The 26,352-nt window shown below is 71.8% G+C and carries 27 protein-coding genes; 5 read left to right on the top strand and 22 right to left on the bottom strand.

What is annotated here, in order from left to right; translation table 11 throughout:
- Window positions 1–19: 19 nt before the first annotated feature.
- The 5 genes from ABZ990_RS21045 to tsaB form a co-directional block, all read right to left on the bottom strand.
- The gene (locus ABZ990_RS21045) at window positions 20–871 is read right to left on the bottom strand and encodes a polysaccharide deacetylase family protein (RefSeq protein WP_361233502.1); all 852 of its coding nucleotides are present in this window, start codon (window positions 869–871) and stop codon (window positions 20–22) included.
- A gap of 79 nt (window positions 872–950) precedes the next feature.
- Window positions 951–1,244 (bottom strand): hypothetical protein, encoded by a 294-nt coding sequence (locus ABZ990_RS21040; protein WP_361233625.1) that lies wholly within the window; start codon window positions 1,242–1,244, stop codon window positions 951–953.
- Window positions 1,245–1,264: 20 nt separating this feature from the next.
- The gene (tsaD, locus tag ABZ990_RS21035) at window positions 1,265–2,386 is read right to left on the bottom strand and encodes a tRNA (adenosine(37)-N6)-threonylcarbamoyltransferase complex transferase subunit TsaD (protein WP_361233499.1); all 1,122 of its coding nucleotides are present in this window, start codon (window positions 2,384–2,386) and stop codon (window positions 1,265–1,267) included.
- Entirely contained in the window at window positions 2,386–2,850 is a 465-nt protein-coding gene (rimI, locus tag ABZ990_RS21030) for a ribosomal protein S18-alanine N-acetyltransferase (protein WP_361233622.1), read from the bottom strand. The genes tsaD and rimI overlap by 1 nt, the downstream gene beginning before the upstream one ends.
- Window positions 2,851–3,119: 269 nt before the next feature.
- Window positions 3,120–3,776 (bottom strand): tRNA (adenosine(37)-N6)-threonylcarbamoyltransferase complex dimerization subunit type 1 TsaB, encoded by a 657-nt coding sequence (gene tsaB, locus ABZ990_RS21025; protein ID WP_361233496.1) that lies wholly within the window; start codon window positions 3,774–3,776, stop codon window positions 3,120–3,122.
- Window positions 3,777–3,916: 140 nt separating this feature from the next.
- Here tsaB and ABZ990_RS21020 point away from each other — a divergent pair, with 140 nt between their 5' ends.
- Window positions 3,917–4,465 (top strand): hypothetical protein, encoded by a 549-nt coding sequence (locus ABZ990_RS21020; RefSeq protein ID WP_361233620.1) that lies wholly within the window; start codon window positions 3,917–3,919, stop codon window positions 4,463–4,465.
- Between the two features lie 101 nt (window positions 4,466–4,566).
- On the opposite strand, the gene ABZ990_RS21015 is transcribed toward ABZ990_RS21020, so the two are convergent.
- From ABZ990_RS21015 to ABZ990_RS20980, 8 genes are all read right to left on the bottom strand, one after another.
- Complete coding sequence (locus ABZ990_RS21015) at window positions 4,567–4,770, bottom strand: hypothetical protein (RefSeq protein ID WP_361233493.1); 204 nt, start codon at window positions 4,768–4,770, stop codon at window positions 4,567–4,569.
- Between the two features lie 282 nt (window positions 4,771–5,052).
- On the bottom strand, window positions 5,053–5,568 hold the full coding sequence (gene tsaE / locus ABZ990_RS21010) for a tRNA (adenosine(37)-N6)-threonylcarbamoyltransferase complex ATPase subunit type 1 TsaE (RefSeq protein ID WP_361233490.1): 516 nt from the start codon (window positions 5,566–5,568) through the stop codon (window positions 5,053–5,055).
- A 93-nt stretch (window positions 5,569–5,661) separates the two neighbouring features.
- A complete protein-coding gene (locus ABZ990_RS21005) occupies window positions 5,662–6,861 on the bottom strand; it encodes an alpha/beta hydrolase (protein ID WP_361233487.1) in 1,200 nt (399 codons plus the stop codon).
- 10 nt (window positions 6,862–6,871) lie between these two features.
- Complete coding sequence (gene alr / locus ABZ990_RS21000; protein ID WP_361233484.1) at window positions 6,872–8,020, bottom strand: alanine racemase; 1,149 nt, start codon at window positions 8,018–8,020, stop codon at window positions 6,872–6,874.
- A gap of 391 nt (window positions 8,021–8,411) precedes the next feature.
- Complete coding sequence (locus ABZ990_RS20995) at window positions 8,412–9,908, bottom strand: NAD(P)H-hydrate dehydratase (RefSeq protein WP_361233481.1); 1,497 nt, start codon at window positions 9,906–9,908, stop codon at window positions 8,412–8,414.
- Window positions 9,909–9,911: 3 nt separating this feature from the next.
- Complete coding sequence (locus ABZ990_RS20990; RefSeq protein ID WP_361233478.1) at window positions 9,912–10,280, bottom strand: holo-ACP synthase; 369 nt, start codon at window positions 10,278–10,280, stop codon at window positions 9,912–9,914.
- A gap of 8 nt (window positions 10,281–10,288) precedes the next feature.
- Complete coding sequence (gene glmS / locus ABZ990_RS20985) at window positions 10,289–12,136, bottom strand: glutamine--fructose-6-phosphate transaminase (isomerizing) (RefSeq protein ID WP_361233475.1); 1,848 nt, start codon at window positions 12,134–12,136, stop codon at window positions 10,289–10,291.
- Between the two features lie 136 nt (window positions 12,137–12,272).
- Window positions 12,273–12,494, bottom strand: a complete 222-nt coding sequence (locus tag ABZ990_RS20980) for a hypothetical protein (RefSeq protein ID WP_361233472.1) — start codon at window positions 12,492–12,494, stop codon at window positions 12,273–12,275.
- A gap of 53 nt (window positions 12,495–12,547) precedes the next feature.
- Between ABZ990_RS20980 and ABZ990_RS20975 the strand changes: the two genes are divergently transcribed.
- On the top strand, window positions 12,548–13,015 hold the full coding sequence (locus ABZ990_RS20975; RefSeq protein WP_361233469.1) for a hypothetical protein: 468 nt from the start codon (window positions 12,548–12,550) through the stop codon (window positions 13,013–13,015).
- Window positions 13,016–13,318: 303 nt separating this feature from the next.
- Here the strand turns inward: ABZ990_RS20975 and ABZ990_RS20970 are convergent, their stop codons facing one another.
- Complete coding sequence (locus tag ABZ990_RS20970; RefSeq protein ID WP_361233467.1) at window positions 13,319–14,086, bottom strand: sensor domain-containing protein; 768 nt, start codon at window positions 14,084–14,086, stop codon at window positions 13,319–13,321.
- Window positions 14,087–14,428: 342 nt separating this feature from the next.
- On the opposite strand from ABZ990_RS20970, the gene ABZ990_RS20965 reads away from it, so the two are divergent.
- Together ABZ990_RS20965 and coaA are read left to right on the top strand one after the other, a co-directional pair.
- Window positions 14,429–15,649, top strand: a complete 1,221-nt coding sequence (locus ABZ990_RS20965) for an acyltransferase (RefSeq protein ID WP_361233466.1) — start codon at window positions 14,429–14,431, stop codon at window positions 15,647–15,649.
- Window positions 15,650–15,653: 4 nt separating this feature from the next.
- Window positions 15,654–16,634: a type I pantothenate kinase gene (gene coaA / locus ABZ990_RS20960; RefSeq protein ID WP_361233462.1), complete on the top strand. Its 981-nt coding sequence runs from the start codon at window positions 15,654–15,656 to the stop codon at window positions 16,632–16,634.
- A gap of 175 nt (window positions 16,635–16,809) precedes the next feature.
- On the opposite strand, the gene glmM is transcribed toward coaA, so the two are convergent.
- From glmM to ABZ990_RS20935, 5 genes are all read right to left on the bottom strand, one after another.
- Window positions 16,810–18,168: a phosphoglucosamine mutase gene (glmM, locus tag ABZ990_RS20955; protein WP_361233459.1), complete on the bottom strand. Its 1,359-nt coding sequence runs from the start codon at window positions 18,166–18,168 to the stop codon at window positions 16,810–16,812.
- Window positions 18,169–18,374: 206 nt separating this feature from the next.
- Window positions 18,375–18,887 (bottom strand): 30S ribosomal protein S9, encoded by a 513-nt coding sequence (gene rpsI, locus ABZ990_RS20950; protein ID WP_361233456.1) that lies wholly within the window; start codon window positions 18,885–18,887, stop codon window positions 18,375–18,377.
- A 41-nt stretch (window positions 18,888–18,928) separates the two neighbouring features.
- Window positions 18,929–19,372, bottom strand: coding sequence for a 50S ribosomal protein L13 (gene rplM, locus ABZ990_RS20945; RefSeq protein ID WP_361233454.1), 444 nt, complete (start codon window positions 19,370–19,372; stop codon window positions 18,929–18,931).
- A 369-nt stretch (window positions 19,373–19,741) separates the two neighbouring features.
- Window positions 19,742–21,364 (bottom strand): ATP-binding cassette domain-containing protein, encoded by a 1,623-nt coding sequence (locus ABZ990_RS20940; protein WP_361233452.1) that lies wholly within the window; start codon window positions 21,362–21,364, stop codon window positions 19,742–19,744.
- Window positions 21,365–21,631: 267 nt separating this feature from the next.
- The gene (locus ABZ990_RS20935; RefSeq protein ID WP_361233450.1) at window positions 21,632–23,029 is read right to left on the bottom strand and encodes an endo-1,4-beta-xylanase; all 1,398 of its coding nucleotides are present in this window, start codon (window positions 23,027–23,029) and stop codon (window positions 21,632–21,634) included.
- A 345-nt stretch (window positions 23,030–23,374) separates the two neighbouring features.
- Here ABZ990_RS20935 and ABZ990_RS20930 point away from each other — a divergent pair, with 345 nt between their 5' ends.
- Entirely contained in the window at window positions 23,375–24,376 is a 1,002-nt protein-coding gene (locus ABZ990_RS20930; RefSeq protein WP_361233447.1) for a hypothetical protein, read from the top strand.
- Between the two features lie 46 nt (window positions 24,377–24,422).
- On the opposite strand, the gene truA is transcribed toward ABZ990_RS20930, so the two are convergent.
- The 3 genes from truA to ABZ990_RS20915 form a co-directional block, all read right to left on the bottom strand.
- Window positions 24,423–25,280, bottom strand: coding sequence for a tRNA pseudouridine(38-40) synthase TruA (gene truA / locus ABZ990_RS20925; RefSeq protein WP_361233444.1), 858 nt, complete (start codon window positions 25,278–25,280; stop codon window positions 24,423–24,425).
- A 124-nt stretch (window positions 25,281–25,404) separates the two neighbouring features.
- Entirely contained in the window at window positions 25,405–25,848 is a 444-nt protein-coding gene (gene rplQ / locus ABZ990_RS20920) for a 50S ribosomal protein L17 (RefSeq protein ID WP_361233441.1), read from the bottom strand.
- A gap of 163 nt (window positions 25,849–26,011) precedes the next feature.
- A partial coding sequence (locus tag ABZ990_RS20915) for a DNA-directed RNA polymerase subunit alpha C-terminal domain-containing protein (protein WP_361233438.1) occupies window positions 26,012–26,352 on the bottom strand: 341 nt, incomplete at its 5' end.

Here is a 26,352-nt window from a genome sequence, read left to right as displayed (position 1 = left end):
CCCGCCGCCCCCGAACGGCTCAGAGATAGTCCTCCAGACGGGCCACCGTGAACCCCTGCTCCTGTATGTGGCGCAGCAGGTTGGCGGTCATCTGGGTCATCGTGCGGCCCTTGAGTTCGGACGGCCCGCGGAAGTGGGCCAGGATGATGTCGCCGGGCCGCAGCTTCCGGTCCGGGCGCTGGTACTGCATGTCCTTGATCTGCATCGACTCGCGCCACAGCACGATCGCGTCCAGGCCGCACTCCGCCGCCGCGGCGCGGGTGCCCTCGTTCCAGTTGCCGTAGGGCGGGCGGAACAGCCGGGGGCGCTTGCCGTACTCCGCCGCCAGTTTGTCCTGCTGCCCGCAGATCTCCCGGCGCTGGGCCTCCTGGGTGAGGGTGCGCAGGTTCGGGTGGGTGAGGGTGTGGTTGGCGAGACCGTGGCCCTGGGCGATGAGCGGGGTGAAGTAGCCCCGGTCGTTCCGTATCGCGCTGTCGGTGAGGAACATCGTCACCGGCACCTTGAGGTCGCGCATCATCGTGACGAACTCGGGGTCCTTCTCCGCGCCGTCGTCGATCGTGATGAAGACGATCTTCTCGGTGGTGGGGATGTCGCTGACGACGGGAACGGGGCCGCCGGCCGGGCGCGTCACCGGCTTCGTCGAGGGCGGCGCGGGCGGGGCCGCGAGGGGCTTGAGCCCCCACTTCCGGTACGCGGCGGCGCGCGCGGCGGCCGGGTCTTCCGTCTTCTTGGCACCCGCCGAGGGGGCCGCGCCCGAGGGGGTCGCGGCCGGGCCTCCCGGCGTCTCGGTGTCGGCGCTGGCGGCCGTACAACCGGTTGCGAACAGAGCCACGGCGGTCAGCGCCGCCCACAGCGCGATCGTCTTCTTCACGCGCTGTGGGATGCCCGAAATTATCGAATGGTTGCTCTATCTACGAATATTCATTCGCACTACATCGGAGCGACGCGCACTACGCCGACCCCGCCGGCCCCACCGTCTCCACCGACCCCGCCGTCTCCACCGGCCCCACCGACTCGAAGCGCCACCGATGCACCGGCCGGGTGACCAGCCCCGCCTCCGGCTCCGGCAGTTCGGGCAGCTCCGCACCCACCCCCTCCGCCGTCTCCCACCAGGTCAGGACCAGCACCCGGTCCTGCGGCGCGCGGAAGGTCTCCCGGCGCGCCGGCGTCCCCGGCAGGACCTGGGCGCGCGCCCACTCCAGGAGTTCGGCGCCGCGGCCCTCGGCCGCGCGCGCCTCCCACATCAGCGTGACGGTGACGGTGCTCACGAGTACAGGTTGTCCTTGCTGACCTCGTGCACGTGATCGTGGTCGTGCACATGGTCAGGACCGTGGGCGTGGGCGCCGGGCACGTGCGACTCGGTCACCGGCAGCGAAGAGTCCGCCGACAGCTCCCAGTCGGAGGCGGCCCGCCCACGGGCGACCATCTCCGCGCCGAGCGCCGCGACCATCGCACCGTTGTCGGTGCACAGCCCCGGCCGGGGCACCCGCAGCCGGATGCCGGCCCGCGAGCAGCGCTCCTCGGCGAGCGCCCGCAGCCGCGAGTTGGCGGCCACACCGCCGCCGATCATCAGATGATCGACACCCTCGTCCTTGCAGGCCCGGACGGCCTTGCGGGTGAGTACGTCGACGACCGCCTCCTGGAAGGACGCGGCGACATCCCGTACGGGCACCTCCTCGCCCGCGTTCCGCTTGGCCTCGATCCAGCGGGCCACGGCGGTCTTCAGGCCGGAGAAGGAGAAGTCGTACGCGGGGTCCCTGGAGCCGGACAGTCCACGCGGGAACGCGATCGCCTTCGGGTCGCCCTCCCGCGCGAGCCGGTCGATCACCGGGCCGCCGGGGAAGCCGAGGTCGAGCACCCGGGCGATCTTGTCGAACGCCTCGCCCGCCGCGTCGTCGATGGTGGCGCCCAGCGGCCGGACATCGGAGGTGATGTCGCTGGACAGCAGCAGCGAGGAGTGACCGCCGGAGACCAGCAGCGCCATGGTCGGCTCGGGCAGCCGGCCGTGCTCCAGCTGGTCGACGCAGATGTGCGAGGCGAGGTGGTTGACGCCGTAGAGCGGCTTGCCGAGGGCGTACGCGTACGCCTTGGCCGCCGACACGCCGACGAGCAGCGCACCCGCGAGGCCCGGCCCGGCAGTGACGGAGATGCCGTCCAGGTCCCGTGCGGAGACACCGGCCTGCTTCAGGGCGCGCTCGATGGTCGGGACCATCGCCTCCAGGTGGGCGCGGGAGGCGATCTCGGGCACGACGCCGCCGAAGCGGGCGTGCGTGTCGACGCTGGAGGCGACGGCGTCGGCGAGGAGGGTGGTGCCGTGCACGATGCCGACGCCGGTCTCGTCGCACGAGGTCTCGATGCCGAGTACCAGGGGTTCGTCAGCAGCCATCAGATATCGGTCCCAGTTCCTTGAACGATCAGTCGCATCACGAGCGCGTCGACGTTGCCCGGCTGGTAATAGCCGCGCCGGAACCCGAGGGGCTCGAAGCCGAAGCGCTCGTAGAGCTTCTGAGCCCGGGTGTTGTCCACCCGTACTTCGAGCAGGACTTCGTCGCACTCGAAGGACGTGGCGGCCTGGATGAGGTCGGTGAGCAGCCGGGCGCCGAGGCCGGTGCCCCACTGGTCGCGGGCGACGGCGATCGTCTGCACGTCGCCGAGTCCGCCGGCCGCGGCGAGACCCGCGTAACCGACGAGCCGCCCGTCGGCCGGGTCCTCGGCGACGACGTAGTGGCGGGTCGCGCGCGGGCCGCGGGCGTGCGCCAGCTCCGACCAGAACATGCCCTCGGACCAGGCGTCCTCGGGGAACAGGTCGGCTTCGAGGGCGAGCACCGGGGCCAGGTCCCACCAGCGCATCTCGCGCAGGACCGCCGCCGAGCGGCGCTCGGCCGCCCCCGCGCCAGCGCCCGCGCCAGCTCCCACGTCAGTGCCCGAGCCCGAACCCGAACCCGAGCCGCCGTCGGCCGTACCGGTCACACCGGCCCCGCCGACCGCACTGGCCACGTCCGCCCCGCGGACCGCGCCAGCCGTGTCCGTCCCACCGACCGCGCCGGCCGTGTCCGTCCCGCGAACCGCGCCGGCCGTGTCCGTCCCGCCGGTCGCGTCCGCCCCACCGGTCACATCGGTCACTTGGGCGTGACCACCTTGTAGTTCTTGGGCACCTGCGCGTCGGGCCGGCGCAGGTACATCGGCTGCGGGTCGAGGAAGCCCTCGCCCCCGGCCGCCAGCTTCTCGGCCGCGAGGGCGGCGAGCGCCGCGGCGGACTGGTGCTCGGGGTCGCGGGCGTCGGGGAATGCCTCGGGGTAGATCCGGGCCCCGGCGCCGACCACGGGCAGGCCCGCGAGCTGCTCGGCGATGTCGGCGGGCCGGTCGACGGCGGCCTCCGTCACGCGCGTACGGGAGTCGTCGTACCGCGCCCAGTAGACCTCCTTGCGCCGCGCGTCGGTGGCGACGGCGAAGGGCTCGTCGAGGCCGGCGGCGTAGGCGAGGCCGTCGAGCGTGCACAGACCGTGCACGGGTACGCCGAGCGCGGAGGCGAAGGCAGCGGCGGTGACGAGGCCGACGCGCAGTCCGGTGTACGGGCCGGGGCCGACGCCGACCACCAGTCCGGTCACCGCGTCGAGCTTCAGCCCGGCCGTCTTGAGCACCCGGTCGACGGCGGGCAGCAGCAGCTCCCCGTGACGGCGGGCGTCGACCTGGGTGTCCCCGGCGACGACGGAGTCCCCGTCGTGCAGGGCGACGGTGACGGCGGGTGTGGCGGTATCCATGGCGAGCAAGAGCACGCGAACAGCCTACGGCGCCGGACGCGGAGGTGCGGCGCCCCGCCCCCGCGGTACGACGACTGCTACGGTCAGGCGTCAGACACCGATACGTACGTACGACAGAAGGTGGGCGCACGGTGGCACGGAGCAGCTCGGGATTCGTGGCCGGGCTCACCGCGGTGGCCGTCGCCGCGGTCGCATTCCTCGCGTATCAGGCATCGGCGTCCGCGCCGGCCCCCAGCGAACTCGCGGCGGACTCCCGCACTCCGAGCGTGGCGCCCACGGCCACGACGACCGGGAAGCCGAAGCCGCCGCCGCAGAAGGATCCGATAACGCTGCCGGAGGGCTCGGGCACCGGCGAGCGGGTCGTCTACGCGCTGGACGACCGCCGGGTGTGGCTGGTCGACGCCAAGAACAAGATCACGAAGACCTTCACGGTGATGCCGAGCACGGTCTCGCCGCTGCCCGGCAATTACGCGGTGACCTCGCGCGCCGGCACGGTGCGCGGCTCCGACGGCGTGCAGATCGAGCACGTGGTGCGGTTCGCGATCACGCAGGAGGCGGTGATCGGCTTCAGCGCGGCGGTGGACGGCTCGATGCCGAGCCCCGACCCGTCGAAGAAGACCGGCGGCGTACGGATGAAGCGCGCGGACGCGGACGCGATGTGGGCGTTCGCGTCGATCGGCGCGAAGGTGGTCGTGGTCCCGTAGGGGCCGCACGCCCATAAGAGAGCACGGAAACCCGCACCCTTAAGGGACAGCGGTGGAACAGCGGGACACCTTCCACCCGTACGGGACCAGGGGCGGGCCGCTCAGGCGGCCTCGTCCCGCACCATCCCGTCCTCGGGCCCGGTCCGGTCCTCCGGCTCGCTCGTCGAGGCCGCGGGAATGCGCGGGATCTCACGCTCGCCGGGCGGCGTCGACACGGCCTCGGCCGCCGCGCAGGCGGCCAGCAGCTCTCGCATCGAGACCTTCTCCGTACCGCGCACGGTTCCGTCACGCTCGGGCGTCGCCATGCTGCCTCCCGTAGGTTAGGTACACCTAACTCGGCTCGTTCCTCCATGTCATCACGGCGGGGAGCACCCGCGCAACATTTTCCCGACACGTTGTCGGAACGAGTGGCCGCGACCCGCGGACATCACCCCTGAGGGTCCCCGGAATTTCCCCGGGAGACCCCCGAGAGTTCCCTGAGCGCGCTCCCCGGAGGAGTGCCCCGTCCGAGTTCTCCGGACGAGTGCCCCGGCGGTTCCCCGGCCGAGTTCTCCGTAAGGCCCCTGAGCCCACCTCCGGTGGGGGGATCACAGCAGCTGGAGGTCCTCCTCGGCCCAGCGCGCGCCGATGCCGTGCAGCATGACCGTGCGCCGGTCGTCGTCGGTGTCGCCGACGACTCGGTGGATCAGTACGTGCAGCCGGTCGTCGGTCAGCTCCTCGACCTTGCCGTCGCCCCACTCCACCACCACGACGGACTCGGGCAGCGAGACGTCGAGGTCCAGGTCCTCCATCTCGTCGAGACCGCCGCCGAGCCGGTACGCGTCGACGTGCACCAAGGCCGGGCCGCCGATCAGCGAGGGGTGGACGCGCGCGATGACGAACGTCGGGGAGGTGACCGCGCCCCGCACCCCGAGGCCCTCGCCGAGCCCGCGGGTCATGGTGGTCTTGCCGGCGCCCAGCTCGCCGGTGAGCATGACGAGGTCGCCGGGGCGCAGCAGCTTGGCGAGCCGGCGGCCCAGTTCCTGCATGAGTTCGGGCGAGTCGACGGCGAGGGTGGCCTGGTTGAGCGGGCCTGCGGGTGCGGGGTCGTGCGGAGTCTCCATGCCCGCCAACTTAACCGCTGCCGCGCCGCGCGTTCGCCGCCCGGGGCCCCGCCCCGTACCCGGGCGGGCGCCGGCGCCGAGACCGGGGTGGCGCTACGTCCGGTGCTGCTTCCGTTCCCTGGCCCGGACCGTCTCCGCCGCCTGTACGAGCAGGTCGGCGAGCCGGCCGGTGACCTCCTCGGGCCGCTCCAGCATCACCAGATGACCGGCGTCCGGCAGGACCACCAGCTCGGCGTCGGGCAGCGCGCGGGCGATGGCCTCGGTGTGGGAGGGCGGTGTGACGAGGTCCTGGTCGCCCGCGAGGGCGAGCACCGGCAGGTCCCGGAAAGCGGCCAGGGAGGCGGTCTTCTCGTGCTCGGCGAACGCCGGGTAGAACTCGGCGACGACATCGATCGGCGTCGATTCGATCATCCGCTCGGCGAAGCGGGCGACGGCCGGATCGATGTCCTTCGTCGCGAACGAGTACTTCTTGACCAGCCCGGCGAACAGATCGGTGGTGGCCCGCCGCCCGCGTTCCACCAGCTCCACGCGCGTGCCGAGGGCCCGCAGCACTCCGGGCAGCACCCGGCGCACCGCCTTGACCCCGGCCGGCGGCAGGCCGTAGCTGACGTCGTCGAGCTGCCCCGCCGACGTCCCGACGAGGGCGACGCCCACGACCCGCTCGCGCACCAGCTCCGGGAACCGGTCGGCCAGCGCCATGACCGTCATCCCGCCCATGGAGTGACCGACAAGCACCAGCGGCCCCTCGGGTGCGGCGGCGTCGAGGACGGCCTTCAGGTCGCGGCCCAGCTGGTCGATGGAGACCGGTATCGCGTCGGGCCCGGTCTGGGCCACCCCGCGCCCCGAACGGCCGTGGCTGCGCTGGTCCCAGTACACGGCGCGGACCGCGCCGCGCAGGGCGGCGCGCTGGAAGTGCCAGGAGTCGGCGGCGAGGCAGTAGCCGTGGCAGAAGACGACGGTGAGGGCCGCCGGCGGCTCGCCGCCGAAGAGCCGCCGCTCCCCCGCACCGGCCCCTGCGAGCCCTGTGGCCCCTCCAACCCCTTCAGCCTCATCGACCTCGTCGATCTCATCGACCTCGTAGAAGAGTTCGGTGCCGTCGTCGGCGAACACCCGCCCCGGGGTGCCGCGCAGGGTGCCGTACGGGCCTTCGGAGTCGAGCGCGAGCCGCGCCTTCTCCCGTACGGAACGTCCCAGGGCGAGCCGTTCGATCGCGACCCCGGCCGCCGCACCGGCGGCGAGCACGCCTATCGCGGCTCCGGCCCAGCCGGCGCGCCGCCAGGTGTCGTCGCCCACGGCCGGTCCGTCACTCCCCCACGTAGACCCGCGGCACGCGCGTGCCGATCCGGGTGACGATCTCGTACGCGATGGTGCCGGCGGCGTCGGCCCAGTCCTGTGCGGTCGGCTCGCCCTGGTCGCCGGGACCGAACAGCACCGCTTCCGCGCCCGGTTCGGGGGTGTCACCGGTGAGGTCCACGACGAACTGGTCCATGGCGACCCGCCCCGCGACCGTCCGCACCCGGTCGCCGACGAGCACGGGGCCGCGCTCGGAGGCGTGCCGGGGGATGCCGTCCGCGTAGCCGAGCGGGACGAGGCCGAGGGTGGTCGGGCCGGGGGTGACGTAGTGGTGCCCGTACGACACGCCGTGGCCGCCCGGGACCTGCTTCACCAGCGCGACGCTCGCCTTCAGCGACATCACCGGCCGCAGGCCGAAGCCAGCGGAGGTGCCGATCGCCGGGTCGGGCGAGACGCCGTACATCGCGATGCCGGTACGGACGAGGTCGAAGTGGGCCTCGGGCAGGGTGAGCGTGGCCGGGGAGTTGGCGATGTGCCGCACCTCGGGCCGGATACCGGCCTGTTCGGCGTGGGCGACCATCGAGCGGAACGCGTCCAGCTGCGCGACGATCGACGGGTGCCCGGGCTCGTCCGCGCACGCGAAGTGCGACCACAGCCCGGTGACCTTGACGAGGCCCTCGGCCTCGGCCTTGAGCGCCTCGGTGACGAGTTCGGGCCAGTCGGCGGGCTGGCAGCCGTTGCGGCCGAGCCCGGTGTCGGCCTTGAGCTGGATCCGCGCCCGCTGCCCGGTTTCCCGCGCGGCCGCGGTGACCTCGGCCAGCGCCCACAGCCCGCTCACCGACATGTCGAGCCCGGCCTCGATGCCCTCGGCCCACGGGTCGCCCGGCGTCCACAGCCAGCACATGATCCGCGGCCCGGTCAGCCCGGCCGCCCGCAGCGCCAGCGCCTCGTGCGGCGTCGCCGTCCCCAGCCAGGTCGCCCCCGCGTCGAGCGCCGCCTCGGCACAGCGCACGGCACCGTGGCCGTACGCGTCGGCCTTGACCACGGCCATCAGCTGGACGTGGGGCGCGACACGGGCGCGAAGCGCACGTACGTTCGCACGCAGCGCTCCCAGATCGATCTCGGCACGGGCGCGGCGGGTCAGCGGTGTCTGGTTCATCGCGCCCTAGTCTCTCAGGTACGGCCCCCGAGCCTGCCCCATCCCATTTTTCTCCCCTTCCCCCACCCTCACCTCCCACCGACGGACGGGTGCCCCCAACGCCCGCCCCTTCCCCCTCCACTTAAGCGGGAGGGGTGCGGGGTGGTGCGCCACGACGCGGGACGGGAGCGGGGGCCGGGAAGGGGGTCGTATTCGAAACGTAAAGCGTGATTTGTGGCGCGGAAACAGCAACGCCTCACGCACTACAAGGGCTCCCGCGCCGTAAATCATGCAGTGCAGAACACGACCCCCGGACCGGCCCACGCGCACCCACCACCACCCACACGCACCACCCCGCAACCCCGACCGCGCCCCCGCACGCCCCACCACCACGCCCCGCACCACCACAAGCTCAGCGCAGCGCCCCCGCCCCCACCACGTCCGCCCACGCCCCCGCCACCCCCGCCGCCACCTCCACCGCAGTCACCGGCGCCCCCGCGCGCCCCCGCGCCCCCGCGCCCCCCGCGCCCCCCGCGCCCCCCGCACCACCCAACGCCGCCGCCCGCCGCCCCGCCAGCCCATGCACATACGCCGCCACACTCCCCGCGTCCACCGCGGACAGCCCCGCCGCCAGCAGGGAGCCGCCGAGCCCTGACAACACGTCCCCGCTCCCCGCCGTCGCGAGCCACGGCGTCCCCGTCGGGTTGACCCGGACGACGCCGTCCCCTCCCGCCGGGCAGACGAGGGTCGTGGCGCCCTTGAGCAGCACGGTCGCTCCGTAGCGCGCGGCGAGTTCGCGTACGGCCGCGAGGCGTTCCGCCTCCACTTCCTCGCGTGAGGTGCCGAGGAGGGCGGCGGCTTCGCCGGCGTGCGGGGTGAGCAGGGTGGGTGCGGAGCGGGCGGCGAGGGCGGCCGGGGTGAGCCCGCGCAGTCCGTCGGCGTCGACGAGGACGGGGACATCGGAGGCGAGGACGTCCGCGACGCCGGGTTCGTCGCCGAGGCCGGGTCCGACGACCCAGGCCTGGACGCGTCCGGCGCGGGCGGGCGGCCCGGCGTGGACGAGGGCTTCGGGGTGGGCGGCGATGACGGCGTCGGCGGCGTGGCCGACGTAGCGGACGGCGCCGGCGCCGCCGCGCAGCGCGCCGGTGACGGCGAGGACGGCGGCGCCCGGGTAGCGGGCGGAGCCGGCGACGATGCCGACGACGCCGCGCCGGTATTTGTCGCTGGCGGCGCCGGGCGCGGGCAGGAGCCGGGCCACGTCGGCGTGTTGGAGGGCTTCCAGGTCGGGTTCGGGCAGGTGGGGGCCGAGGCCGATGTCGACGAGCCGGAGGGCGCCGGCGTAGGAACGCGCGGGGTCGACGAGGAGTCCGGGCTTGTAGGTGCCGAAGGTGACGGTCGCGTCGGCGCACAGGGCTTCTCCGGTGACTTCGCCGGTGTCGGCCTCGACGCCGCTCGGCAGGTCGACGGCGACGACGACGGCGTCGGAGCCGCAGGCGGCGCGGGCGACGGGTACGGCGTCGGGGCGTAGTCCGCCGTGTCCGCCGATGCCGGTGATGCCGTCGAGGACGAGGTCGGCGTCGGCGAGGGCGTCGTACGGGTCGTCGGCGACGCGCCCGCCGGCGCCGGTCAGCGCGGCGAGTCCGCCTGGGTGGGCGCGCGTGCCGAGCAGGACGGCGGTGACGCGGGCGCCGCGGCGGGCGAGGCGGGCGCCGGCGTAGAGGGCGTCGCCGCCGTTGTCGCCGCTGCCGGCGAGGACGACGACCCGGGAGCCGTAGACCCGGGGCAGGAGCCCGGCGCACGCGGCGGCGAGGCCGGCGGCGGCCCGTTGCATCAGGGCGCCGTCGGGCAGGCGGGCCATGAGCGCGGCCTCGGCGGCCCGGACGGTCTCGACACGGTGTGCGCTGCGCATGGGTCAACCCTCGGCGATCACCACCGCGGACGCCACCCCCGCGTCGTGGCTGAGGGAGACGTGCCAGTGCCGTACGCCCAGTTCGGCGGCGCGGGCGGCGACGGTGCCGCGGACTCGTAGCCGGGGCTGTCCGCTGTCCTCCACGTACACCTCGGCGTCGGTCCAGTGCAGTCCGGCGGGCGCGCCGAGGGCCTTGGCCACGGCTTCCTTCGCGGCGAAGCGGACCGCGAGGGAGGCCGGTCCGCGCCGTTCGCCGCTCGGGAGCAGCAGTTCGCGTTCGACGAAGAGGCGCTGGACGAGGCCCGGCGTCCGTTCCAGTGACGCGGCGAACCGGTCGATCTCCGCCACGTCGATCCCCACCCCGATGATCATTTCTTCACTCACTCCACTGTCACGGATTTGGCCAGGTTGCGCGGCTGGTCGACCTCGTTGCCCCGGGCCGTCGCCAGTTCGCAGGCGAAGACCTGCAGGGGCACCGTGGAGACCAGCGGCTGAAGCAGCGTAGGCGTGACGGGGATGCGGACGAGATGGTCGGCGTACGGGACGACCGTTTCGTCGCCCTCCTCGGCGATGACGATGGTGCGCGCGCCGCGGGCCCGGATCTCCTGGATGTTGGAGACGATCTTGTCGTGCAGGACGGACCGGCCGCGCGGCGAGGGGACGATGACGACGACCGGCAGATCCTGCTCGACGAGGGCGATCGGCCCGTGCTTCAGCTCGCCGGCGGCGAAGCCCTCGGCGTGCATGTAGGCGAGTTCCTTGAGCTTGAGCGCGCCTTCGAGGGCGACGGGGTGGCCGACGTGCCGGCCGAGGAACAGGACGGTGTCCTTGTCGGCGAGGGAGCGGGCGAGCGCGCGGACGGGTTCCATGGTGCGCAGGACGTTCTCCACCTCGTCGCCGATCCGGGCGAGTTCGCGGATGAGGGCCTGGATCTCGTCGCCCCACTGGGTGCCGCGCACCTGCCCGAGGTAGAGGGCGAGCAGGTAGCAGGCGACGAGCTGGGTCAGGAACGCCTTGGTGGACGCGACCGCGATCTCGGGCCCGGCGTGGGTGTAGAGGACGCCGTCGGACTCGCGCGGGATGGTGGAGCCGTTGGTGTTGCAGACGGCGAGCACCTTCGCGCCCTGTTCGCGCGCGTGGCGCAGCGCCATCAGGGTGTCCATGGTCTCGCCGGACTGGGAGATCGCGACGACGAGGGTGCGCGGGCCGAGGATCGGGTCGCGGTAGCGGAACTCGCTCGCCAGCTCCACCTCGCACGGGATCCGGGTCCAGTGCTCGATGGCGTACTTCGCGATGAGCCCGGCGTGGTACGCGGTGCCGCAGGCGATCACGACGATCTTGTCGGCCTCGCGCAGCACGGCGTCGGGGATGCGCAGCTCGTCGAGCCGGAGCCGGCCCTCGGCGTCGATCCGGCCGAGGAGGGTGTCGGCGACGGCCCGGGGCTGCTCGGCGATCTCCTTGAGCATGAAGGAGGCGTAGCCGCCCTTCTCGGCGGCGGAGGCGTCCCAGTCGATGTGGTACGTCCGGACCTCGGCGGGCGTGCCGTCGAAGCCGGTGACGGTGACGGTGTCGCGGGTCAGCTCGACGACCTGGTCCTGGCCGAGTTCGATGGCGGTACGGGTGTGCGCGATGAAGGCGGAGACGTCGGAGGCGAGGAAGTTCTCGCCCTGGCCGACGCCGACGACGAGCGGGGAGTTGCGGCGCGCGCCGACGACCACGTCGGGCTGATCGGCGTGGACGGCGACCAGGGTGAAGGCGCCGTCGAGCCGCCGGCACACCAGCCGCATGGCCTCGGCGAGGTCGCCGGCGGAGGAGAACTCCTCGGCGAGCAGATGGGCCACGACCTCGGTGTCCGTCTCGGACGTCAGGTCGTGGCCTCGGCCGGCGAGTTCGGCGCGCAGGGCGGCGAAGTTCTCGATGATGCCGTTGTGGACGACGGCGACCCGGCCCGCGTTGTCGAGGTGCGGGTGGGCGTTGGCGTCGGTGGGGGCGCCATGGGTGGCCCACCGGGTGTGCCCGATGCCGGCGGGCCCGTCCGGCAGGGGGCGTTCCGCCAGCTCCTTCTCCAGGTTGACGAGCTTGCCGGCCTTCCTGGCGGCGGCGAGCCCTCCGTCGCTGAGCACCGCGACGCCGGCCGAGTCGTAGCCGCGGTATTCGAGCCGCTTGAGACCGGCGATGACCACATCGAGCGCCGACTGCCCGCCGGCATATCCCACGATTCCGCACATGTCGGCAGCCTACGGCGGACCGCACCGAATCGGATGGAGCGCACGCGGGGTCCGGGCGGGCCCCAGGAGCTCGGGGTGCGGCCGGGACGGCCGGTCGGCCGAATCAACGTGGTCGCCTCACGGGGCGCCGGTCACATCACGAGGCGCCGGCCCGGGCGTACCAGGTGGGCACCGGTGAACTGACACCTCCGCCCCCGGTCCCGTAGAAGGTGTAGACCCGGGTCGCACCGACGGCGAAGCTGTACGACGTCGTGATGTCCGGCACCTTGTCGCCGTTGACGTCACCCCCTATCCGAGCGAGAGGGAAGTCGCCTTCGTGGGAGGGATTGATGGATCGCTGGTCTATCGAGCCCGTCATTACAAGTGGGGCAGGCCGACTGGCCCCTGGGCCTACAATCCGAATCACGGTGGGTGATGGTGACGGAATTTCACCAAGTAATCGTACTGTCTGCCGATAAGTCCCAGCAGGAAGTTTGGGATCTCCAAGCAGGCGAAGAGTGCCGTCTCGATCTCGTGAGTCCCCACGGCGCAAGATGGAGCGCCATGGGAGGAGATCTGTTTGAAGCACTCGAAAACGTGAGGCTACAGATCGAGCCCCTAGGGTACTTGCTGCTCTGCAACGGGGCGCGCGTCGATGCCCACCCATCGGGCATGTCGCGCGACATGTCGGGCGGGCGCACCCTTTATCTGTTGGAGAAAAAGGGAGTCGCGCGGAAGCATGTGTTCATCTTCGATCACGCAGATCCGACCGTCGTCGGAACCGTGGCGGAGCAGCGGGAGTTCTACGAGGCTTGGCTCCGGATTCCCCGGCGTTATCGATTGACGGACCGAGCAAGAGCCGCAGCGCTTGAGCTGTGGAGCAGATGGCGCGATCGTTGACGCCAGCCGCAAGCAACAGATCACACAGGTCGCAGAAGAGCGCGCCGGATGGACTATCCCCACCGACCTTGCACGGCGACTGAACCAGTGGATTCCACAGAAATTCCCTCTGGGCCCCTCGCCAATTACGTAATTGGCGAGGGGCCCAGAATACTCGCCGACACCGAGGCCACCAGGAACAGCGGCGAGGCTGCGGTGGGCGTGGTCGAGGAGACCACACCCACCGCGTCCCGCTTGAAATCCTCGGGGTAATTCGGTCCCGCCAAGCCCCCGGGTTCTGGCGAGGCGACCCTATTCCCAAAGTCAGCCCAGCTTCGCCACCTGCGCGTCGATCAGGACCTTCGGCTGCTCCTTGGCCGCGCCCGTCATGCTCAGCGTGACGAAGGACGCGAGGTTGTTGCCCTTGCGGAAGACCGCGAGCTTGATGGGGAAGGACTCGCCGTCCATGTCGCGGGCGACCGTCCAGGCCAGGGCCTCGTCGCCGGCGGTCAGCGTGTCGGGGGTGACCTTCGTGATCTTGTTCTTCTCGCCGGCGGCGATGATGGTGAAGCCGCCGGTGCAGGACTCGCCCGCGGCCTTGAGCGAGGCGAACGCCTTCTCCGCGCCGTCGGCGTCGTACGAGCCGAGCACCATCGAGGTCACCGGCGTGCTGAGGGCGGCCATCGGGTCGGTGCCCTTCTTCGGCACCTCGACGGCCTTGCGCTGCGCGCTGGCGCCCGGAGTGCCGGTGGAGATGGCGGCCAGGGCGTCGGCCAGCGGCTTGCACGCGGCCTTGTCGGTGGCGACGGCGTCGGCGGCCAGGGACTCACCCGCCTTGAACTTCTGGACCTTGTGGCCCTTGAGGTCGGCCTGCTCGATGATCCGCTTCTCCAGGTCGGCAGCGGACAGCGCCTTCGCGTTCGATTCGCTCTTGGCGGGGGCGGCGGGCGCGGACGCGGACGCGTCGGCCTTCTTGCCGTCGTCCTTCGCCGGCTTGTCGGCGTCGTCACCACCGCAGGCGGTGAGCAGCAGCGCGAGAGAGGCGGCAGCGGCGGTGGCGATGGCGGCCTGGCGAAGGGTGCGGGATCTCATGAATCGGCTCTCTTTAGTTCGCAAGTAATGTCCTCGCGAACCTTATGCGGACATGACAGCGCAGCGCCTCCACATTTCCGTCGAGAAATCGACACTTTCGCACCGATTGGGGTAACCGTGCCGCTGCCTTCGGGCGTGGTACGTTCGCCGCCGGGTCACGTTCAGGTCACAGACATCCGCACCCGCGGAGCGGCGCCCCGGCCGCCCGCCCGAGCCGCCGATTCCCTTTCCTGGGGGGCTGTCGCCATTCCCGCGCTCACGAGAGACCCCGCGTCCGCCGCCCACATAGAGCCGGCCGGGACGGGCACGCCCGCCTCCTGGTCCCGCCGGACACCATGGGCGATGCCGCTGGGCGGCACGCGGGTGGACTCCGTGACCGGGCTGCGCTGGTTCGCCGCGTTCGGGGTCTTCCTCTTTCACGCCCGCGGTTACTTCGCGGAATCCAAGGGGGCCTATGAACTCGCCGCCCTCGGATACGAAGGAGTCCCTTTCTTCTTCGTTCTGTCCGGATTCATCATGGCCTGGGTGGCACGCCCCTCGGATTCCGCCCCGCATTACTACGCGCGGCGTTTCGCCCGCATCTGGCCGCTGCTCGCCGTCACCACCGCACTGACCGTCGGAATGATGAAAGCGTGGTGGCACGTCCCGGTGTCCGGGGCGGACATCGCCTGGACCCTCACGTTCGGGCAGGCGTGGACCACCGGGCATTTCATGACGATGAACGTCGTCACCTGGACGCTGTCGGTGGAGGCGTTCTTCTATCTGGCCTTCCCGCCCCTCCTGTGGCTGCTGCTGCGCCGCTCCTCCAGGGCCCTGCTCGCCGTGGCCGCGCTGTGCGTGCTCACCACGGCCGGCACCCGGGTGGCCGCCGCGCTCCTGGAGCGGCCGGCGGAGGTGGAGCGGCTGCTGTACGCCTCGCCGCCCGCGCTGACGCCGATGTTCGTGGTGGGCGTGTGCGCGGGGCTGCTCGTACGGCGCGGGGCGCGGCCCCCGGTCCGGACCGGCGCGGCGTTCGCCCTGGTCGCGGGCGTGGCCCTGCTCTGCCGGCTGTGGATGGCCCACCCGGACGCCCTGGCCCCCCTCCCGGGCGCGATCGGCTCCTTCGACGCCCTCCTCGTCCCGGTCTTCGCCCTGCTGATCGCGGCCGCCGCCGTCGGCGACCTCGACGGGCGGCCGTCCTTCCTGCGCTCGCCGACGCTGGTGCGGCTCGGCGAGTGGTCCTTCGCGTACTACCTGTGCCACGCCGTCGTCCTCAAGGCCGTACGCCATCTGGGGTACGGCCCCGGGCCCGGCCTGCCGTCGGACCTCGCCGTCATGACAGTGGCGGCCCTGGCCGCGCTGGGCGTCGCCGCCCTGCTGCACGCACGCGTGGAGAAACCGGCCGAGCGACGGCTGCGCCGCCTGCTCCCCACGCGCGCGTCCGACCGGGTGTCCGGCCGCGCGTCCGACCGGGCATCCGGCGAAGCGCCCGGCCGTACGCCCTCCCGCGTACCGAACCCGGGCCGCCGCACCCCCGCGAACGCGACCCCACCCTCCGCCCGGGCCGGAGAGCCGGGACAATGACAGCGTGATCACATCGCTGCCACGAGGTGCCAACGGAAACGCCGCCGGGCCGACGCCGTACGTCGACCTCACCCGCGAAGAGTGGAGCGCGCTGCGCGACAAGACCCCGCTGCCGCTGACCGCCGAGGAGGTCGAGCGGCTCCAAGGGCTCGGGGACGTGATCGACCTCGACGAGGTGCGGGACATCTACCTGCCGCTTTCGCGGCTGCTCAATCTGTACGTGCAGGCCACCAGCGGCCTGCGCGGCGCGCTGAACACCTTCCTCGGCGAGAGCGGCGAGCAGCGCGGCACGCCGTTCGTCATAGGTGTCGCCGGCTCCGTCGCCGTCGGCAAGTCCACCGTGGCCCGCCTCCTCCAAGCGCTGCTCGCGCGCTGGCCGGAACACCCTCGGGTGGAGCGGATCACCACCGACGGGTTCCTGTACCCGATGGAGGAGCTGAAGGCGCGCGGGCTGATGTCCCGCAAGGGTTTCCCCGAGTCGTACGACCGGCGCGCCCTCACCCGCTTCGTCGCCGACATCAAGGCGGGCAAGGACGAGGTCACCGCGCCCGTCTACTCGCACCTGATCTACGACCGGGTGCCCGACGAGCAGCTGGTCGTCCGCCGCCCCGACATCCTCATCGTGGAAGGCCTGAACGTCCTCCAGCCGGCCCTGCCCGGCAAGGACGGCCGCACCCGGGTCGGTCTCGCCGACTACTTCGACTTCTCCGTGTACGTGGACGCGCGCGCCGAGGACATCGAGGGCTGGTACCTCAACCGTTTCCGGAAGCTGCGTCAGACCGCCTTCCAGAACCCCGACTCGTACTTCCAGCGCTACACGCGCGTCTCCGAGGAGGAGGCACTGGAGTACGCCCGCACGATGTGGCGGACCATCAACAAGGTGAACCTGCTGGAGAACGTGGCGCCGACCCGGGGCCGGGCGACGCTGGTGCTGCGCAAGGGGCCGGACCACAAGGTGCGGCGGCTGAGCCTGCGCAAGCTCTGACCGTACGAGACGCACCGTACGGCGGCCGTACGTCCGCCGTACGCGCGTGTACGGCCCTCCACGCGGCCGTACACACCGGACACACCGGCATATGACAGGTCCCCCGCACCCACCACTGTCCGTGGTGGGTGCGGGGGACCTGTCATATGCCCGTACGGGGCCCTGGCCCGGCGGCTCAGCCCAGCGCGGCCTTCACCGCGTCCGCGAGCCGGCCCGCCACCGCTCCGGCCTGCTCGGTGTCGGCGGCCTCGACCATGACGCGGACCAGCGGCTCGGTGCCCGAGGGGCGCAGCAGGACGCGGCCGGTGGAGCCCAGCTCGCGCTCGGCCTCGCCGACGGCCTGGGCCAGCTCGGCGGAGGTGGTCACCCGCGACTTGTCGACGTCCGGCACGTTGATGAGGACCTGCGGCAGCCGCTCCATGACGCCGGCCAGCTCGGCGAGGCTCTTGCCGGTGGCCGCGACCCGGGCCGCGAGCATCAGACCGGTCAGGGTGCCGTCACCGGTGGTGGCGTGGTCGAGCACGATGACGTGGCCGGACTGCTCGCCGCCGAGGGCGTAGCCGTGCTCCTTCATGGCCTCCAGGACGTAGCGGTCGCCGACCGCGGTCTGGACGAGGTGCAGGCCCGCGCTCTCCATGGCGAGCTTGAAGCCGAGGTTCGACATGACGGTGGCGACGACGGTGTCGCCGCGCAGCGTGCCCGCCTCGCGCATGGCGAGGGCGAGGACGGCGAGGATCTGGTCACCGTCGACCTCACGGCCCTCGGCGTCGACGGCCAGGCAGCGGTCGGCGTCGCCGTCGTGGGCGATGCCGAGGTCGGCGCCGTGCTCGATGACGGCGGCCTTGAGCAGCTCCAGATGGGTGGAGCCGCAGCCGTCGTTGATGTTGAGGCCGTCGGGCGAGGTGCCGATGGTGACGATCTCGGCGCCGGCCCGGGTGAACGCCTCGGGCGACACGCGGGCGGCGGCGCCGTGCGCCTCGTCGAGGACGATCTTCAGGCCGTCGAGACGGTTGGGCAGGACGGCGACGAGGTGGGCGACGTACTTGTCGAAGCCCTCGTCGTAGTCGCGGACCCGGCCGACGCCCGCGCCGGTGGGCCGGTCCCAGGGAGCGCCGGTGCGGTGCTCCTCGTAGACGGCCTCGATCCGGTCCTCCAGCTCGTCGGCGAGCTTGTGGCCGCCGCGCGCGAAGAACTTGATCCCGTTGTCGGGCATCGCGTTGTGCGAGGCGGACAGCATCACGCCGAAGTCGGCACCGAGCACGCCGGTGAGGTACGCGACGGCCGGGGTGGGCAGCACACCGACCCGGAGCACGTCGACACCCGCGCTGGCGAGGCCGGCGACGACCGCGGCCTCCAGGAATTCGCCCGAGGCGCGGGGGTCGCGCCCGACCACGGCGGTCGGCCGGTGCCCCTCGAAGCTGCCCGCTTCGGCGAGTACGTGCGCGGCCGCGACCGACAGGCCGAGCGCCAGCTCCGCCGTCAGGCCCGCGTTGGCCACGCCACGCACGCCGTCCGTGCCGAAGAGTCGTCCCACAGCTGTCCTCCGAATGTGCTCCGAAAATGCGATGCCCTGACCGGCTCGTGCCTGTTTCTGCATCCGAGCCGCTCAGAAAGTGCCCAGGTCCATGCCCAGGTGTGTTCCCAAGACTATGAAAGCAAGGTTCGGAAAAGCCGAACGCCCCGGCGGCACGGGAGTGCCGCCGGGGCGCACGGACCGACCAAGCAGGCCGAGCAGGCGATTTAGCGCTTGCTGTACTGCGGAGCCTTGCGGGCCTTCTTGAGACCGGCCTTCTTCCGCTCGACCGCACGGTCGTCACGGGAGAGGAAGCCGGCCTTCTTCAGCGGGCCGCGGTTGTTCTCGACGTCGGCCTCGTTCAGGGCGCGGGCCACGCCGAGGCGCAGGGCGCCGGCCTGGCCGGACACGCCGCCGCCGGAGATGCGGGCGACAACGTCGTAGCGGTTGTCGAGCTCGAGCACCTTGAAGGGCTCGTTGACTTCCTGCTGGTGCACCTTGTTGGGGAAGTAGTCCTCAAGGGTGCGACCGTTGATCTTCCACTTGCCGGTGCCCGGAACGATCCGGACGCGGGCAATGGCGTTCTTGCGACGGCCCAGGCCGGCGGCCGGCTGCGGGTCGCCGAAGCGGGAGGCGAGGGACTCGGAGGTGTACTCACCCTCGAAGGCCTCGGTCTCGGTCGTGTACTCCTCGACGCCTTCGAACTCGTCGATGGTCGTCTCGGGGGTGGTCTCGGCCACGATGCTCCTCAGATTCTTTTCGTCTTAGGGGGTGGCCGGAACTACTGCGCGACCTGGGTGATCTCGAACGGAACCGGCTGCTGGGCAGCGTGCGGGTGGTTCTCGCCCGAGTAGACCTTCAGCTTCGAGAGCATCTGACGGCCCAGGGAGTTCTTGGGGATCATGCCCTTGATGGCCTTCTCGACGGCCTTCTCGGGGTTCTTCTCGAGCAGCTCGTCGTACCGCATGGAGCGCAGACCGCCCGGGTACCCGGAGTGACGGTAGGCCATCTTCTGGGTCTTCTTGTTACCCGACAGGTGGACCTTGTCAGCATTGATGATGATGACGAAGTCGCCCATGTCCATGTGGGGGGCGTAGACCGGCTTGTGCTTGCCTCGCAGGAGGTTCGCAGCCGTCGTGGCCAGACGACCCAGGACGATGTCCTGCGCGTCGATGATGTGCCACTGGCGAGTGACATCGCCGGGCTTGGGGCTGTACGTACGCACTTCGTAGCCTTCGCTTCTTCAGTGGATGGAGTCCAACACGCCTGAAGCGATCATGCAGCTGGGGCCTGCACTGCCGGGTCATCGCCCGTATGCGAGCCACTGGTAACTGCTCCAGGGAACCTGCGCAAGGCCTCTTCGTGTGAGAACGGCGAAGCCAATACGCATAACAAACCGCAACAGTACCCGCGCCACCCCCGACGGGTCAAAATGCCGCAGAGCACCAGGTCAGCGCGGTCGCCGCACCCGGCGCCCGGCCCGGACCGGAACCGGGGCCCCCGCCCCCGGCGCCGGACTCACCCGGATGGCCCCTGGCCCCGAGCACCCGGCGCCCGACCACGATCCGCCGGCCCGCCGAGCCTCCGACCCGCCTCAGCGCGCCCGCTCGACCCGCCGCTCGTCCCACACCGGCTCCGACGTCTCGCGGACGACGCCGTCCGAGCCGAAGACCAGGTAGCGGTCGAAGGAGCGGGCGAACCAGCGGTCGTGGGTGACCGCGAGCACCGTGCCCTCGTAGGACTCCAGGCCGTCCTGGAGGGCCTCCGCGGACTCCAGGTCCAGGTTGTCCGTCGGCTCGTCCAGGAGCAGGGCAGTGGTGCCGGCCAGCTCCAGGAGGAGGATCTGGAAGCGGGCCTGCTGGCCGCCGGAGAGCTTCTCGAAGGGCTGGTCGCCCTGGCGCTCCAGCTCGTAGCGGCGCAGTACGGACATCGCGCCGCCCCGGTCCTTGGCGTGCTCCGTCCACAGGATGTCGACGAGCGAGCGGCCGAAGAGCTCCGGGTGGGCGTGGGTCTGCGCGAAGTGGCCGGGTACGACGCGGGCGCCCAGCTTCCACAGGCCCGTGTGGGCCACCGACGTATCGCCCGCCAGCAGCCGCAGGAAGTGCGACTTGCCGGAGCCGTTCGAGCCGAGCACGGCCACCCGCTCGCCGTAGAAGACCTCCAGCGAGAACGGCTTCATCAGGCCGGTCAGCTCCAGGTTTTCCACGGTCACCGCGCGCACCCCGGTCCGGCCGCCGCGCAGCCGCATCCGAATGTCCTGCTCGCGCGGCGGCTCCGGCGGCGGGCCCGCCTCCTCGAACTTCCGCAGCCGGGTCTGCGCCGCCGCGTACCGCGAGGCCATCTCATGGCTGACCGCGGCCGCCTGCCGCAGCGTGACCACCAGCTTCTTCAGCTGCGCGTGCTTCTCCTCCCAGCGCCGCTTCAGCTCCTCGAAGCGCGCGAAACGCTCCCGCCGGGCGTCGTGGAAGGTGTCGAAGCCGCCGCCGTGCACCCAGACGTCCGAGCCGCCGGGGCCCGGCTCCACGGCCACGATCTTCTGCGCGGCGCGGGAGAGCAGCTCCCGGTCGTGGGAGATGAAGAGCACGGTCTTGCGGGTCTCCCGCAGCCGCTCCTCCAGCCACCGCTTGCCGGGGACGTCCAGATAGTTGTCCGGCTCGTCGAGCAGCAGCACCTCGTCGCCGCCGCGCAGCAGGTACTCCAGGACCAGCCGCTTCTGCTCGCCGCCGCTGAGCGTGCTCGCCTGCCGGAACTGCGCCGTGTCGTACGGCACACCCATCGCGGCCATCGTGCACATGTCCCACAGGGTCTCGAACTCGTACCCCTGCGCCTCCGCCCAGTCGCTCAGCGCCTGGGCATATGCCATCTGAGCGGCCTCGTCGTCGACCGTCAGGATCCGTTCCTCCGCCGCGTCGACCGCCTTCGCGGCCTCCCGGATGCGCGGCGGGGCGACGGAGACCAGCAGGTCGCGGACGGTCGACCCGTCCCGGACCGAGCCGACGAACTGCGGCATCACACCGAGTCCGCCACTGACGGTGACGGTGCCGCCGTGCGGCTGGAGCTCCCCGGAGATCAGCCGGAGCAGAGTGGTCTTGCCGGCGCCGTTGGCGCCGACCAGGGCGACCACCGCGCCCTCCCCGACCCGGAAGGAGACGTCCCCGAGCAGGACCCTCCCGTCCGGCAGGTAGTACTCCAGATGTGCGGCCTCGACATGTCCCATGAGGGGCATTGTCACCGCCCGCGCCGCCCGATCCCAAGCGGATAAGAACCGGGCGGCGGCCAGGAGACCCCGAAGAGGCCGCGCAGAGGCCACGGAGGCGCCGCGAAGGAGCCGCGAAGGAGCCGCGAACCGGCGCCGGACGGACGCCTCACGAACACCGCACGGCTGCCGCGCGGACGCCCCGCGAACACCGGACCGGCCCGGCCGGCCCCTCGGCATATGCCGCCGAAGAGCCGGCCGGGCCCGGTCAGGCCCGCGGGCCCCGGGTCAGGACGCCGTGCAGGCGCCCACCGTCGGCGCGGTGCCGTCGGTGCCGTTGACCGTGAAGCCGAAGCTGGTGGAGCCTCCGGCGCCGACCGAGCCGTTGTGGCTCGCGTTGGCCACCGTCACCACGTTCCCGTTGGTGGTGCTGGTGCCGTTCCAGACGCTGGCGACGGTCTGCCCCGACTTGAAGGTCAGCGGCACCGACCAGGCGGTGATCGCCGCACTGCCGGCCGTGATGGTGACCGTGCCGTTGTACCCGCCGTTCCAGGACGACGCCGTGGTGTACGTCGCCGTGCACGCCTTGCTGCCGCCCGGCGGGGTCGTCGGAGGCGTGGTCGGGGGCGTCGTGGGCGGCGTGGTGGGCGGGGTCGTGGTGCCGTTCAGCACGTCGAGGACCGAGGTGTACGCGGCCTTCTTCTGGTACGAGCCGTCGAACAGCAGCGGCGTACCGCTGGAACGCCACGAGTACTTGTCGGTGACGCCCCACACGGTGAGACCCGTGCAGCGGGTGACGGCGAGACAACCGCGGACCACGGTGGCGTAGTTGGTCGCCTGGGCGGTGCCCGACCCCTCGATGTCCAGCTCGGTCAGCTGCACGTCGACGCCGAGGTCGGCGAAGCGCTGCAGGTTGGCCTGGAAGTCCGAGGGCACCGGCGAGTTGGGGTTGAAGTGCCCCTGGAAGCCGACGCAGTCGATCGGCACGCCCCGGGTCTTGAAGTCCTTGACCATGTTGTACACGGCGGTGGACTTCGCGTTGACCCCGTCGGTGTTGTAGTCGTTGTAGCAGAGCTTGGCCGCGGAGTCGGCGGCCCGCGCGGTGCGGAACGCCTCCTCGATGAAGCCGTTGCCCAGCTTGTCCTGGAAGGGCGAGCTGCGCCGGGCGCCGCTGGAGCCGTCCTGGAAGGCCTCGTTCACCACGTCCCAGGCGGCGATCTGGCCCTTGTAATGGGTCATCACCTGGGTGATGTGGTTGTTCATCGCCGTACGCAGGTCGTCGGCGCCGAGCGAGCTCACCCAGCCCGGCAGCTGCGAGTGCCAGACCAGGGTGTGCCCGCGCACCTGCATGTTGTGGCTCTTGGCGTGCGTGACGATCTTGTCGGCGTTGGTGTACGAGAAGCTGCCGCGGTTCGGCTCGACCGCGTCCCACTTCATCTCGTTCTCCGGCGTCACCGAGTTGAACTCGGCGTTGAGCGTGGCGGCGTAGTCCGTCTCGCCGAGGTGGTTGTTGGCGACGGCCGTACCGAAGTACCGGCCCTTCGCCGCCGCCGCGGATCCGAGGGTGGAGGCCGCCTCGGCCGTACCGGCCAGAGCGACGACCGCTCCTCCGGCGGCCAGGGCGCCCGCGGTCCCGAGGACGAGTGCCTTTGTCGCGGCCGTATGCCATAGGGCCTTGATGCTCATCGACTTGCGATCCTTCCGCTCGTTGGGGGGTGGAGCAGGATCGAACAAGCAGCGGACGACTCAGAGCGATACCCGTCCCGAAACTTTCGGCAGGGAAACTTCGAGTCAGGCGGCGCTCACCGCTGCGAACGCAGAAATTAGCGAAACAGGTGGGTCTCTGGCGCCACCCTGAGCATGCTTTGTTACGAAACTTCGGCGAAACTTTCGAGTACGCGCTCACGCGGACCCGCGTCATCCCGGCTCCGCGCCGCCGGCCTTCTCCGTCCCCCGTACCCCCGGCCGCCCGTACCCCCAGTCCCCCCGGTCCCCCAAGTCCCCCGCGAACGCGGTACTAGGATGCGCCGCATGAGCTTTGGGGGGCCTCAGTGGCCGCAGCAGGGCCCGGGACAGCAGCCGTACGGGCCGGGGCAGGGGCAGGGTCAGCAGGGGTACGGACAGGGGCAGCAGCCGCCACAGCAGCACCCGTGGCAGCAGCCCCCGCCGCACCAGCAACACCAGCAGCACCAGCAGCCAGGGGGCTTCCCGGGCGCGCCCGGCGCGCAGCCCGACGGGACCCCGGACTGGGGCGCGCTCGCCGACGCCTCCGCCACCCGTGACCGGCGCAAACGCCGTCTGATGATCGGTGGCGGCGCCGTCGCGGCGCTCGCCGTGGGCGCCGTCGTCGCGACCACGATCGTCGTCACCAACAAGAGCAACGACGAGGCCAAGAACGGCGGTACGGCCCCGACCGGGTCGGCGGCCCCCTCGGACACCGCCACCCCGTCCCCGACCTTCTCCTCCGTCGCCCCGCTGCCGCCGCCGAACCCGCGCGACTACATCTCCGACGCGAAGAAGGACACGGCGCCGCTGTCGGCCGAGGGCCTGTTCCCGGGCACGAAGCTGACGATGAGCGGCCGCCCGTACCGCAAGGGCGCGACCGCCTCCACCACGAACTGCGCCGCCGTCACCGTCGGCGGTCTCGGCTCGGCCCTCGCGGACAACGGCTGCACGCGCGTGCTGCGCGCGACCTACGTCAAGGACGGCGTCGCCGTCACCGTCGGCGTGGCCGTCTTCCCCACCGAGAAGCAGGCCACCCAGGCGAAGAAGCAGGCCACCGGCGGCATCGCCACGCTCCCCGGCGCGGGCGTCGGCGACTTCTGCCACGCCACCGTCTGTCTGCGGCGCACCAACGCGATCGGCCGCTACGTCTATCTCACCCAGGCCGGCTTCCAGAACGGCCGCAAGGTCACCACCGGCGACCAGTCGGTCTTCCAGGCCAGCGACGACCTGGGCACCTTCGCCTTCAACCAGATCTACGCGCGCGGGAAGGCCCAGGCCTCGGCGGCGGCCGACGCCCCCGCCCAATGACCACCGCCTGAGCGGCGGCCGACGCCCCCGCCCGGTGCCTACCGCCTCAGCAGCAGCCGGCGCTCCCGGGCAGCGACCGCTTGTTGCGGGCCTCCCGGCTGCGCGCGGCGAGCAGCTCGTCGGCCGGGTAGCCGACCTCTTCGAGGGTGAGGCCGTGCGGTCGTACGACATGCACGGCCGAGTCCCGGACGCCCGCCGCGAGCACCTTGCCCGGCCACTCCACCGGCCGGTGCCCGTCGCCCACGAACAGCAGGGCGCCCACCAGCGAACGCACCATGTTGTGGCAGAAGGCGTCGGCCTTGACCGTGGCCTCCATGATCCCGTCGGGCCGGCGCTCCCAGCGCAGCTCCTGAAGGGTCCGGATGGTGGTCGCGCCCTCGCGCTTCTTGCAGTACGCGGCGAAGTCGTGCTCGCCCACCAGGTGCTCGGCGGCGGCGTTCATGGCGTCCATGTCGAGGGTCCAGTCGTGCCACAGCACATGCCCGCGCAGCAGCGGGTCGACGCCGCCGGGGTGGTCGGTGACCCGGTACGCGTAACGGCGCCAGATCGCCGAGAACCGGGCGTTGAAGCCCGCGGGCGCCTCGGCGAGGGACCAGATCCGCACATCGTGCGAGAGCCGGCCGGCGAGCCTCCGCAGCAGCTTCTCGCGGTGCTCCTCCCACAGCGCGACCGGCAGGTCGACATGGGCGACCTGGCCGCGCGCGTGCACCCCGGCGTCCGTGCGGCCGGCGACCGTCAGCTCGTACGTCTCGGTGGAGCGGGTGACGGTCTTCAGGGCGGCCTCGATCTCGCCCTGGACGGTGCGCTGTCCGCGGGCCTGCTTGGCCCAGCCGGAGAAGTCCTTGCCGTCGTACGACAGGTCGAGCCTGATCCGTACGAAACCGTCCTGAACCTCGTCGCTCACGCCGTCAATCCTCTCAAAACCCTGGGTGCGGGAAACGCGGCTGCACACGCGCGTACCCGCGAAGATACGGAACGGGCCCGCACCCCTAGGGGTGCGGGCCCGCCCACGAGATCGATCAGAACGCTCAGGCGTCCTGCGCGGCCTCGTCGGCCTCCTTGACGGCGCGCTTGGTGGCGGCCTCGGCCTCGGCGACGGTCGCCTTCTTGGCGATCTCGCCCTCGACCAGCTCGATCACGGCCATCGGGGCGTTGTCGCCACGACGGTTGCCGATCTTGGTGATACGGGTGTAACCACCCGGGCGCTCGGAGTAGCGCGGGGCGATCTCGGTGAAGAGGGTGTGGACGATGCCCTTGTCGGTGATCGTCTGCAGCACCAGGCGACGGTTGTGGATGTCGCCCTTCTTCGCCTTGGTGATCAGGCGCTCGGCGACCGGACGCAGGCGGCGGGCCTTGGCCTCGGTCGTCGTGATGCGGCCGTGCTCGAAGAGCGACTTCGCCAGGTTGGCGAGCAGCAGCTTCTCGTGCGCGGCGGAACCGCCGAGGCGGGCGCCCTTCGCGGGACGCGGCATGGTTTTCTCCTCAGTGTCTGCCCTGGCCGTATCAGGTACCGGGGTCAGTATCCGAGCAGGCGGTTACCTGTCGGAGACCCGCGCCCCCTAGGGGACGCGGGGCACTGTGGGGTCCGCCGGAGCGGACCCACAGCATGATCCGGGCCGTTTCCGGCCCGAGTCCTTAGTACTGCTCGGTCTCGACGAAGCCCGCGTCCGCGTCGTCGTCGGCGCCGAAGGCGTCGGCGGCGGCGGTCGGGTCGAATCCGGGCGGGCTGTCCTTCAGGGCCAGGCCCATGCCGGCCAGCTTCGCCTTGACCTCGTCGATCGACTTCGCACCGAAGTTGCGGATGTCGAGCAGGTCGGCCTCGGAACGCGCCACGAGCTCACCCACGGAGTGGATGCCCTCGCGCTTGAGGCAGTTGTACGGGCGGACCGTGAGCTCCAGCTCCTCGATCGGCAGCGCCAGGTCGGCGGCCAGGGCGGCGTCCGTCGGGGACGGACCCATGTCGATGCCCTCGGCGT

The organism is Streptomyces sp. NPDC046203 (assembly GCF_040646255.1).
In the GTDB taxonomy this organism is placed as follows: domain Bacteria; phylum Actinomycetota; class Actinomycetes; order Streptomycetales; family Streptomycetaceae; genus Streptomyces.
This window is presented reverse-complemented; position numbering and strand designations above follow the sequence as displayed.